At 38.6% G+C, this 11,639-nt stretch carries 11 protein-coding genes; 5 read left to right on the top strand and 6 right to left on the bottom strand.

Translation table 11 applies throughout. From position 1 onward, the window contains the following. Positions 1-100: 100 nt before the first annotated feature. The gene (locus QLG01_RS03390; protein ID WP_282495837.1) at positions 101-676 is read right to left on the bottom strand and encodes a HutD family protein; all 576 of its coding nucleotides are present in this window, start codon (positions 674-676) and stop codon (positions 101-103) included. Then, positions 673-1,425, bottom strand: coding sequence for a histidine utilization repressor (gene hutC / locus QLG01_RS03385; protein WP_005066641.1), 753 nt, complete (start codon positions 1,423-1,425; stop codon positions 673-675). Before hutC ends, QLG01_RS03390 begins: the two co-directional genes overlap by 4 nt. A 353-nt stretch (positions 1,426-1,778) precedes the next feature. On the opposite strand from hutC, the gene QLG01_RS03380 reads away from it, so the two are divergent. Next, complete coding sequence (locus QLG01_RS03380; protein ID WP_282495834.1) at positions 1,779-2,891, top strand: acyltransferase; 1,113 nt, start codon at positions 1,779-1,781, stop codon at positions 2,889-2,891. Between the two features lie 33 nt (positions 2,892-2,924). On the opposite strand, the gene zigA is transcribed toward QLG01_RS03380, so the two are convergent. The 3 genes from zigA to QLG01_RS03365 form a co-directional block, all read right to left on the bottom strand. After that, complete coding sequence (zigA, locus tag QLG01_RS03375; protein ID WP_282495832.1) at positions 2,925-4,190, bottom strand: zinc metallochaperone GTPase ZigA; 1,266 nt, start codon at positions 4,188-4,190, stop codon at positions 2,925-2,927. Between the two features lie 148 nt (positions 4,191-4,338). After that, positions 4,339-5,016 (bottom strand): D-Ala-D-Ala carboxypeptidase family metallohydrolase, encoded by a 678-nt coding sequence (locus QLG01_RS03370; protein ID WP_282495830.1) that lies wholly within the window; start codon positions 5,014-5,016, stop codon positions 4,339-4,341. A gap of 165 nt (positions 5,017-5,181) precedes the next feature. Next, positions 5,182-6,570 carry an amino acid permease gene (locus tag QLG01_RS03365; protein WP_005300436.1) on the bottom strand — a complete coding sequence of 463 codons (1,389 nt, stop codon included), beginning with the start codon at positions 6,568-6,570 and terminating at the stop codon, positions 5,182-5,184. Positions 6,571-6,924: 354 nt separating this feature from the next. Here QLG01_RS03365 and fahA point away from each other — a divergent pair, with 354 nt between their 5' ends. The 4 genes from fahA to QLG01_RS03345 all read left to right on the top strand — a co-directional run bounded on the left by fahA (position 6,925) and on the right by QLG01_RS03345 (position 10,493). Next, positions 6,925-8,232 carry a fumarylacetoacetase gene (fahA, locus tag QLG01_RS03360; RefSeq protein WP_282495829.1) on the top strand — a complete coding sequence of 436 codons (1,308 nt, stop codon included), beginning with the start codon at positions 6,925-6,927 and terminating at the stop codon, positions 8,230-8,232. Then, entirely contained in the window at positions 8,219-8,851 is a 633-nt protein-coding gene (maiA, locus tag QLG01_RS03355; protein ID WP_004790182.1) for a maleylacetoacetate isomerase, read from the top strand. The genes fahA and maiA overlap by 14 nt, the downstream gene beginning before the upstream one ends. A gap of 17 nt (positions 8,852-8,868) precedes the next feature. Then, positions 8,869-9,417: a VOC family protein gene (locus tag QLG01_RS03350; RefSeq protein ID WP_004790185.1), complete on the top strand. Its 549-nt coding sequence runs from the start codon at positions 8,869-8,871 to the stop codon at positions 9,415-9,417. A 296-nt stretch (positions 9,418-9,713) separates the two neighbouring features. After that, the gene (locus QLG01_RS03345; RefSeq protein ID WP_005300427.1) at positions 9,714-10,493 is read left to right on the top strand and encodes an IclR family transcriptional regulator; all 780 of its coding nucleotides are present in this window, start codon (positions 9,714-9,716) and stop codon (positions 10,491-10,493) included. A 66-nt stretch (positions 10,494-10,559) separates the two neighbouring features. On the opposite strand, the gene hppD is transcribed toward QLG01_RS03345, so the two are convergent. Continuing rightward, complete coding sequence (hppD, locus tag QLG01_RS03340) at positions 10,560-11,615, bottom strand: 4-hydroxyphenylpyruvate dioxygenase (protein WP_005300424.1); 1,056 nt, start codon at positions 11,613-11,615, stop codon at positions 10,560-10,562. Positions 11,616-11,639: the final 24 nt, after the last annotated feature.

Raw genomic sequence — 11,639 nt, 5'->3', positions numbered from 1 at the left:
TAAGCATATGAATTAAATTAATTTATTTTTATATAAGGCATAAAAAAAGCACATATCTTTTAAATCGATATGTGCTTTTTAAGTAATAAATAATGTCTTTTTATCGTTGAATTAACTCAATGACATAGCAGCTTTTAAGTTGTTTTTTTAGAAAACTGATCGGTGTCACGCCAGCATTTCTCTCAATTTTTAGCGTCTCGTGAGCAGCAATCTGAACGGAATAATCATCAACATTTACTTCCGTTTCAGAACCACTATTAAAAATGAAAATCAGATCTGCCGAGCTAATAAATGCCTGCTCAGCTGCATCATTCAACCACTGAAAACGAGCATGAAACTTTGCAGGATCATAAATTAAATTTAAATCTAGAATTGCCCCGTCTACCAGTTCACTTTGAACCTGACTTTCGCCATGAAAAGCAAAAATATCGCCTTGGTTCAGCGTTTTGGCAGGAAGATCATCGACATGCAGCACCAAGCCTTTTCCATCAAGCACACTAATAATTCGCTGCTTATTAGGAAATAATGAAAATGGCCCAGAAGTGGTCACATCTGCCATCGAAATACGCCAATCGAAATCAGCATCCCCTTGGCTTCGAGCAATTTCTAAAGTGAAACCCGCACCATTTTTCCAAAGCATTTTTGTATATTGATCGGCCCTGATCAATTCAATCATGGGTTAAATTTCCCTTCGAGATAATAGCGGCTGCCCGGATAAATCAAACGCGCACTTGAAATCAATTGCTTGTTTGACCATGTGCGGCGACGGATCAGTAAGCATGGTTCAGCTTTGGTAATCTTCAACCATTTACACTCTTGAGGAGATGCTAAAACTGCCTCAACAATATGCTCACCTTCGGACACAGGTGCTTTTGCCATGAGGTAAGCATTTGGGGTAATGGTTTTAAAATCTTGTTGTAGATAATCTGGAATGAGCGCTGCGTCGACTAAACGATCTTCGACCTGAACAGGTACATCATTTTCATAATGCACAATAATCGAGTGAAATAATCTTTGCCCTTCGCGAGTTTGCATTAACACGCTTTGCTCTGCATTTGCATAAATTTGTTCTAAGACTAAAACTTCAGCGTGGTGCTTATGGTTTCGTGCAATAATCTCATCGGCAATATTATTAATTTGAAAAAGTGCAGTTCGGCCTTGCCCTTCAGCTACGAACGAACCAACGCCTTGAATTCGAACAAGTAAGCCCTCTGTCGTTAACTCACGAAGCGCACGGTTTACAGTCATACGGCTACAACCGAGTTGATTGACCAACTCACTTTCCGAAGGAATTTTTTTATTTACAGCCCACGAGCCTTCATAAATTTTTTGTGAAATTAGCTGTTTGACGCGTTGATATAAAGGAACTGGACTATCAGCTTCAATCGAAAGCTCAGCATGTTCTTGTTTTGATGTTCTGGGCATAACAAATACTCAAAAAGGCGGCAGGCAAAAAGGTATTTTAGTTGACATGCTATGTATATACAACAACATACAACATGTTAATTTATGAATTAAATAGATTTTAAAAAGTTTAAAAAATAAACATAGCTCGATAAGAGCTAATTTAAAGTTTTATGTAGAGAAATTCAAATATATAAAGGCTTTATCAATATTTATTTAATAATTATTTCTGCTATGCCTGTGCTCCATTCAAGGATGTAAAAAGTATCGTCTTTTCTGATTTACGAAATACTGCTTAAAATTTTTGTTTAAAATAACTGATCGATAGTATTCTTCTGCCACACAGTATATTAATAAAACTGGAAGCACATCGAATGCGTAATTATAAAATAGATATTCTTCGAGGAATGTCTATCCTTTTGGTTCTTTTACACCATTTTAATATTCCTTATAAACTTAAAGATACATGGTTAGGCTTTGATTTCTTAGGTGAAGCATTTAGCACAGTCATCGCAAGAAACGGAAATTATGGCGTGACCATGTTTTTTGTGATCTCGGGTTTTTTAATTACCCATCACACCTTAAAAAGAGACAAACAATTCTTCGCAATTAACCTCAAGCATTTTTATATCCGACGGGCAGCGCGTATTTTACCGTGTCTGGTTTTACTCATTTTAGGTGTAAGTATACTCGGTTCGTTTGACTTAAAACCCTTTATGAACCAAGCACCCAATGGTATTGAGGTTTCCTATCCAATAACCATATTTGCAGCTTTAACCTTCTGGATGAACATCCTGATTATTAAATTCGGTTGGGTAAACTACGCTTTGGGCGTGTTATGGTCGCTCTCTGTAGAAGAAGTTTTTTACTTTGTTTTTCCATTATTGTGCCTGCTCACCCGTAGTAATAAAGTCTTTATTGCAGTACTAATTGGAGTCATTTTATACGGGCCATATTTTAGATCTCTCCATTTTGGAGAAGAAAGTGGCGCTTATTTATATCATTATTTTTCGAGCTTTGATGGCATAGCAATTGGCTGTTTAACAGCGATTTTCTCTCATAAATATCAGCCAAATTGGCACTATAAAAAACCTCTTTCATGGTTGATTATTTTGAGTATGGTCGCTCTTTATTTATATGCACCAATTAAAGAAGTGAGTACTTGGGGTATCAGCTTATTTGCTCTTGCCACAGGCTTACTGATTTTGTGTTTTCAACATCCTTCTGGAACACAAGCGCATAACCTATTTACCAAAGTGATGGTCTGGTTGGGGCAAAGAAGTTATGAAACTTATTTGTTTCATCTGGTGGTGCTTGGTCTTATAAAGGTTGCCTTTATTCCGGCTCAAACCGACTCTAGCATCAAAATTATGCTTTTAATTGGCTATCTGATTCTAACTTTCATCATTAGCGCAGCGATTGAAAAATATTATTCGACACCGCTTAACAGCTACATTCGAAAGATTTTCATTAAAGACAAATTATAAAAATAAGCCCCTTTAAAATAGGGGCTTTTTTAATTAAGCGATCAACATCGTTTCATCATCTTGCTTAAAAGGATTCGACCAGCTTTGCCACGCTTGTGGTCCTAAAGCCATTTCTTCATCACTTAACAAACAACGGTCTAAGCGTTCTATTAAAGCTTGCTCATCCATTTGCATACCAATTAACACCAGCTCCTGACGTGCATCACCTGTTTGAGCATCCCAAACCTTTTTAATTTGTTCGATGCTGTCTAAGTCACTCGGCCAGTCTTCTTCTGCAACGGCGGCCCACCAATAACCTGCTAATCCGTGCCGTGCCATCGCACCTGCTTGTGACCATGAGTAAGCCAATGTCGGTTCAGCAGCCAACCAGAAAAAACCTTTAGAACGAACGACACCCGGCCATTCAGCCTGTACCAAATCATAAAAACGCTCTGGATGGAAAGGTCGGCGGGCACGGTAAACAAAGCTACTAATGCCATACTCTTCAGTCTCTGGCGTATGTTCTCCACGTAATTCTTTTAACCATCCCGGTGCTTGTGCAGCTTCATCAAAATCGAATAATTGTGTATTTAAGATTTTATCTAAAGCGATCTTTCCAAATTGAGCAATTTCAATTCGAGCACGCGGGTTTAGAGTTTTTAAAATCGCGATGAGTTGGTCTTGCTGAGCCTGATCAATCAAGTCAATTTTATTGAGCACAATCACATCACAAAACTCAATCTGATCAATAAGAAGGTCAACCACAGTTCGCTCATCTTGTTCGCCTAGCGACTCACCACGTTCTTGTAGGGAGTCGATTGAACCGTAATCTTTAAGAAAGTTAAAAGCATCAACTACCGTAACCATGGTGTCGAGTCGAGCAAACTCATTGAGTGAGTTTCCATCTTCATCTTCAAAGGTAAAGGTTTCTGCAACAGGCAGTGGTTCTGAAATGCCTGTCGACTCAATCACCAATTGATCAAAGCGCCCTTCGTCGGCTAAGCGTCTCACCTCAACCAATAAATCTTCTCGTAACGTACAACAGATACAGCCATTACTCATTTCAACCAGCTTTTCATCTGTTCTTGAAAGGTCCGCCCCACCTTCACGTACTAATGCCGCATCAATATTCACCTCAGACATATCATTAACAATCACGGCAATACGGCGACCTTCACGATTATTTAAAATATGGTTGAGTAATGTGGTCTTTCCTGCACCCAAAAAGCCAGATAAAACAGTGACGGGAAGCTTGGCAAATGAGTTGGCGATTGCAGTGCGCATGGCTTGATCTCTTTGAATAATATTTAAACTGATCATGGCTGGCCATTTAAATATGGCCAGATCACAGGCGTAATCTATTTCTAAACCACAATAATGTTATGTTATAACATAACTATTAATCAAGTTTTTATTCCAGTTTTATTTAAGCCAAATCACTTAGTCTTTGAAAAAATTGCTTTTATAGTTACTGACAAATTGAGGTTCTATAGTGATGGTCAGGCCCCCATGAACGGAATCCTTGGCTATCAATATGGATTTGTCCCGAAGCATAAACACCTAGCCCCATATTAAGTGCTTGGCCCTTGGTTTCCCAGAACTGACAAAGTTTAGTTTTGGTTTGTTGAATATTAAACTGGTCTAAATCGGTAGGCTGTTCTGGTCCAATTCGAAAATCAAGCGCTGCATTAAAGACATGTCGAGAAGCATCTGCACCACCTGCACAACGGTTTAAAGATAAAGCTCGATAGGCCGATGTCACTTCAAAATCGTTAATTACCCCATCATCAACTAATGCTTTTAAAATGCTAAGCGTCGGAACGATGTTGGACCAAATCTCTCTTGGTGGCACCGCATAGGGTTCAACTCCACATTTTTGCCAATCGCGAGCCGAGCGTAATAACTCATGGTCTGGAACTAAATTGGCAAGCCCTTTTTGCTTAAGAAATTGCTTATAAGCTTGTACAGACTGTCCATGATCTGCGGTTGCGATCCAAGCCACATAATCTTCGGGTTGTTGTTTTATCCTGACCACTGTTTTAGAAGGCTGAGGCAAAGAGTGGGTGTGTAGAGGAGCTGTTGGCTTGGGCGTTTGAGTACTACACGCTGTAAGAGATAATAAAATTAAACCTAAATAACGTTTCATAAATATGCTCTATCTTCGCCAAAAATGGGAAGATTGCTCATCATTAAATTGAACAAATGTTATATTATAACAATAATAAAGTCCTTTAATTTCTGTTGTTAAATTTTAAAAATAAAAAAGGACGTATGAGATACGTCCTTTTGATACTTACAACTTACGCTGTTATTAAATATCAGCTTCTACAGCAGTTAAAGACTGCTCAGCTTTTAGTTTTCGGCGTTTAAATTGATAAGCCACCATCAAACATAAGATCCAGCCAGGAATCATCATGACCGCAACACGCATATCTGGTGTTAAAGACATCACAATTAAAATGCCCAACATAAATACGATGCATAAATAGTTGCTAAATGGATACATGAAGCTTGGGAACTTCGTTGTTTGTCCTTGGCGTTGCATATATTTGCGGAATTTTAAATGCGTCCATGAAATTACAACCCAGTTAATCACAATAGCTGCAACCACAAGCATCATGAGTAAACCAAATGCTTTTTCAGGGAAAATATAATTTAACAATACACATAAAATAGTCACAGCAGCAGAAAGGATCACTGCATTGGTTGGAATGCCGCGTTTATTAATGTGTGCAAATACTTTCGGCGCATTTCCTTGTTGTGCAAGACCAAGCAACATACGGCTACTGCAATAGCTTGTACCGTTATAAACTGAAACAGCAGCAGTCAAAATCACAAAGTTCAACAACGTTGCGATCCCTTGGCTATCTAAAGAAGCAAATACCATCACAAATGGGCTTCCGCCTTGTGCCATCTGGTTCCATGGGAATAGCGAGAATAAAACAAAAAGTGTCGCAATATAGAAAATCAAAATACGGTAAATAATTTGATTCACAGCTTTAGGTAAAGTTTTATCAGGGTCACGTGCTTCAGCCGCAGTAATACCGAAAAGTTCGATACCACCAAAAGCAAAAATAATGACCGCCATTGCCATGACTAAGCCTTCAACACCAAATGGGAAGAAACCACCAAGTGCCCAAAGGTTCGAAATGCTTGCTTGTGGACCTGCCGTGCCTGTTGCAAGTAAATATGAACCAAAACCAATCATTGCAAGAATCGCCAAGATTTTGACAATAGAAAACCAAAATTCCATTTCGCCAAAAAACTTAACATGTAGCAAATTAATGCCATTAATTAAGACAAAGAAGGTTAAAGCAGATGCCCACGTTGGGATTTGCGGCCACCAATATTGAATATAAAGACCAATTGCACTTAGTTCTGCCATACAGACGAGCACATTGAGTACCCAATAGTTCCATCCTGACATGAACCCTGCAAATGGTCCCCAATATTTATAGGCAAAATGACTAAAAGAACCACTAACTGGCTCTTCAACCACCATTTCACCAAGCTGACGCATCATTAAAAAAGCAATAAATCCTGCAATGGCATAACCGAGGATGACCGATGGACCTGCTAATTTAATCGATTGTGATATACCAAGAAAAAGCCCTGTGCCAATCGCCCCACCCAATGCAATAAGCTGGATGTGCCGATTACTCAAACCATGTTTCAGGTTTCCTTGCTCTTGTGCTGACATATGATTATTCTCATCCGTGTCACGTAATTTTTTTCCAATAAATTACGTATATCATAAATTGATCAAACTTTCATAGATATTCATGAAAAAATAATTGCGTGACTTTTCTCATGACCGCGAATGAAAACAGAAAATACAAGAAATGACAATTATTATGAAATGTGTAATTAAATTATGTATTGCGTAATTTGATGAATTCAGTATTATAGAGACATGAAGCAATTGGTTGTGCTCGGTCTATATCAAACTCATAAGACAGATGATCTAAGCAAAGGTTAAAAACTTATTGAGTAGCTCAGTCCTAGACCGAACTTTTATTTGTATAAGACCCGAGATAAAGACAAGGACGCGAAAATGGAACAAAAACTAAACTCTTTTATTGAAGTTTCACCTCAATCAGATTTCACTATTCATAATTTGCCTTATGGTATTTTTAGCAAAACAGCTGATGGCGAGCGTCAGGTTGGTGTAGCTATTGGTGATTGGGTGATTGATCTCGCTGCTCTTGAAAAGCACGGTCTTTTAAAACTCTCAGAACAAGACACATACTTTAATCAACCGACACTAAATAAATTTATCGAGTCTGGCAAAGCCAACTGGTCAAAAGTTCGTAAGACACTACAGTCTCTTCTTTCAGTTGAAAATTTAACACTTCAAGAAAATGAAGCATTACGCCAAGAAGTTTTAGTTAAACAAGAAAGCGTTACTTTGCATTTACCTCTTCAGGTGCCTGGTTATACCGATTTCTATTCTTCTAAAGAGCATGCAACCAATGTGGGCTGTATGTTCCGTGACCCAAAAAATGCTTTACTGCCAAACTGGACTGAATTGCCTGTTGGTTACAACGGTCGTGCTAGCTCTGTTGTAGTCAGCGGCACTCAAGTCGTGCGTCCATCTGGACAAATTAAACTTCCAAATGAAGAGCGCCCAGTTTTTTCTGCATCGCGTAAACTCGATTTTGAACTTGAAACAGCATTTGTTATTGGTAAGCCAACGGCGCTTGGTCAACCGATCTCGATTGAAAATGCGTGGGACCATATTTTTGGAATGGTATTACTTAATGACTGGTCAGCACGCGATATCCAGCAATGGGAATATGTGCCTCTAGGTCCATTCAATTCAAAATCATTTGCCAGTGCCATCTCACCTTGGGTGGTAACACTTGAAGCACTTGAGCCATTTAAAGTTGAAGGTCCAAAACAAGAGCCTAAACCTTTAGCTTATTTACAAGAAAATATCGCCAACAGTTACGACATTAATTTGAGTGTTGAAATTCAAAGTCCGAAATCGGCACAAAGCGACGTAATCTGCAAAACCAATTTCAAATATATGTATTGGTCTATGTCTCAGCAGCTCACTCACCACACCATTGGCGGCTGTAACGTTCAGGTTGGTGACTTAATGGGTTCAGGTACGATTTCAGGTTCTACACCTGACTCTTATGGCAGCTTGCTTGAGCTTACTTGGAACACCACCAAACCTCTAACACTTGCCAATGGTGAAACTCGTGGTTTCTTACAAGACGGCGATACACTCATTATGAAAGGCCACTGTGAGAAAAATGGTATTCGCATTGGCTTCGGTGAAGTTCGAAATACGGTTCTTCCTGCATTAACGTTCGACTTTGCAGAAACTTCGGAGCCAGACTATGAAGCTGTATAGTTACTTTCGTAGCTCTGCAGCCTACAGAGTACGAATTGGTCTAAACATTAAAGGTTTAGCTTATGAGACTGTTCCAGTTCATCTGGTAAAAAATGAACAGCAAAGCGAAGACTATTTAAAGTTAAACCGCAGTGCTCTGGTTCCGACATTAATTGACGGCGATTTAACCTTGTCTCAATCGTTAAGTATTTTGGAATATCTGGATGAGCAATATCCAGAAACCAAATTACTTCCAAGTGATGTGCAAGAGAGAGCCAAAATCCGTGCTTTTTCCCAAGCAATCGCTTGCGATATTCACCCGTTAAACAACTTACGCGTACTGAAATATTTAAAAAATGACTTAAATGTTTCGGACGAACAAAAAAATTATTGGTATCAGCACTGGATTATTGAAGGCTTTCAAAATCTCGAACAGCTACTTCAAGATTCAAACGGACAATTTTGCTTTGGAAACGAAGCAACAATTGCTGATTGCTGTCTGATTCCACAGGTTTACAACGCGAAACGCTTCAAGATTGATTTATCTGCGTTTCCAAAAATTGAATCGATTTATCACCATTGTTTGTCTATCCCAGCCTTCTATAACGCGGCGCCAGAACAACAACCAGATTGGGAATAGTAAAAAGGAGCTTTAATATGACATTTGCCATTAAAAAAATACATCACGTTGCATATCGTTGTAAGGATGCGAAAGAAACTGTTGAGTGGTATAAAAAAATGCTCAACATGGACTTCATTTTAGCTTTTGCTGAAGACCATGTGCCTTCAACTAAAGCCTTTGACCCTTACATGCATTTATTCTTAGATGCAGGTCAAGGCAATGTTTTGGCTTTTTTTGAATTGCCAACTCAACCAGACATGGGCCGAGACGAAAATACCCCTCAATGGGTACAACATATTGCTTTTGAAGTTGAAGACTTAAATGCTCTAATGGCTGCGAAGCAACATTTAGAAGAAAATGGCGTGAAAGTTTTGGGCGTAACCAACCATGGCATTTTCCACTCAATTTACTTCTTCGATCCAAATGGCCATCGTTTAGAACTGACTTATAACGATGTGCATGCTGAAGAAAAAATTGCAAAAATTACTGAAGAAATGAAAGCTGAAATGCTAGAGGAATGGAGCAAAACTAAACGTGCTCCACACCACACTCATTTCTTACATGAAGCAGAGTTAGGAACCTAATTTAAAAAGAGCAAACTAAAAAGTCGGCATTGATTAGAATTGTTTAAATGAACGATTCTATATCAATGCCGATTTATATTATTTAAAACTGCTAAATTTCTAGAAAAACGCGCTATAAATAAGAGTGTCGGGATTTTAGAAAAATTGTTGATTATTAAACATGCCAATTTCGCTAATAGAAAAAGGTGATTTCTATTTCTTACTAGGCTCAGGCATGATGTAAATCGCAGCAATTTCAATTTATGTTTTGATCGTCACTGTTTAACAGCTGAAGTAACTTTATTAAGGGTATTTAAATGATTGAAGAAAAAGTATCTGGGGGGGTTCAATCACTTGAAGTCGGTTTATCTGTACTAAACGCCCTTTTAGAGCACAATCAACCTATTATTCTCAAAGACCTATCGAGCAAGCTAGAAATGCATCCTGCCAAAGTGCATCGCTATCTGGTCAGCCTTATTCGTATGGAATATGCAAAACAACTTGATGATGGGCAATATGCTTTAGGTGATCAGGCATGGCGCTTAGGTCTCAACTGTGTTCAGCATAGCGACACACTACAGCTGGTACAGCATTTAATTTACGACCTACAAAATAAAATTGGTTGCGGCATACAAATTAGTAAATGGTCGCCTAAAGGCCCTGTGGTAGTTCAATCGATTGAATCAAACCACCCTATTTCGATTGTCACTAAAGTCGGCTCGATTATGCCTTTAGTCAATTCTGCTGCAGGACGTTTATTTGCTTCTTATCTTCCAGAGCATTTTGTTCGCCCCTTAATGGAAACCGAATGGCAAAAGCATCAAGAGCTTGGTCTAAACATCGCACCACAAAACTGGGAAGCGTTTACAGAGCTTAAAGAAACCATTCGCCAGCAAGAAATGTCGGCAGCAAAAGGTGACTTACTAACAGGAATTAATGCGGTGGGTTTACCTGTGTTTAACTCAAATCAGAGCATTGAATTTTGTATTGTCGCCCTAGATAGCGAAATGTTTTTACCAGTCGACCCACACAGTAAAACGATTGAAATCTTAAAAAATGAAGTAAAGCTCATCAATCAATATATTAAAAGTCGCTAATCAACAGCCATAAAAAAACCAAGAGATCAAACTCTTGGTTTTTTTATATCAGGAATAAAGCTCAGCTTATTTAGCTTCTAGAACACCACGGCGAATTTGGTCACGTTCAATCGACTCAAATAATGCCTTGAAGTTACCTTCACCAAAGCCGTCATCATCTTTACGTTGAATAAATTCAAAGAAGACTGGACCAATCATGTTTTCAGAGAAAATTTGCAATAACAGTTTCTTCTGACCATCTTTAGTATTGCCATCTAACAAAATACCACGCTGTTTTAACTCTTCAGTTGGCTCACCATGCTCAGGTAAACGTTCTGGTAGCATTTCATAATAGGTATTTGGCGGCGGTGTCATAAATTTCAGACCAAGGCCTTTTAACTTATCCCAAGTCGAAATTAAGTCATCACAAATAAACGCGATATGTTGAATACCTTCGCCATTAAAGTCAGACAGGAACTCTGCAATTTGGCCGTTTCCTTTGTCAGAATCTTCGTTTAATGGAATACGGATCTTACCGTCTGGTGCTGTTAATGCTTTAGACGTTAAACCTGTATATTCGCCCTTAATATCAAAGTAGCGAATTTCTTGGAAGTTAAAGATTTTTTCATAGAAGTTTGCCCAATACTCCATACGGCCTTTGTAGACATTATGAGTTAAATGGTCAATTTCATTTAGGCCTGCACCTACTGGATGTCTTTGAGCATCATCAAAGAAAGTAAAGTCATTTTCATAAATATCGCGGTCAACTAAGAAGATCGGCATGCCACCAATACCTTTAATTGCCGGAATGTTAAGCTCCATTGGCCCAACTTTTGAATACATTGGTTCAGCGCCAAGCTCTACTGCTTTTTGGAAAGCTTTTGCTGCATCACGTGTTTTGAAACCCATCGCACAAGCAGATGGACCATGTTCATTAAAGAAGAATGAAGCATAAGATTCTGGCTGATAATTCAGGATAATATTGATATTTCCTTGACGCCATAAGTACGCTTCTTTCGATTTATGCTTGGCTACTTTTGAAAAGCCGATTGTTTCAAAAATTGGATCTAATTCATTTTCTTTTGAAACAAACTCAATAAATGCAAAACCGCATAATTCTAATGGGTTCTCTAAAATATCCATCTAGTTTCCCTCTGGTGATTACCT

The organism is Acinetobacter sp. V89_4 (assembly GCF_029967875.1).
Taxonomy (GTDB): domain Bacteria; phylum Pseudomonadota; class Gammaproteobacteria; order Pseudomonadales; family Moraxellaceae; genus Acinetobacter; species Acinetobacter oleivorans.
This window is presented reverse-complemented; position numbering and strand designations above follow the sequence as displayed.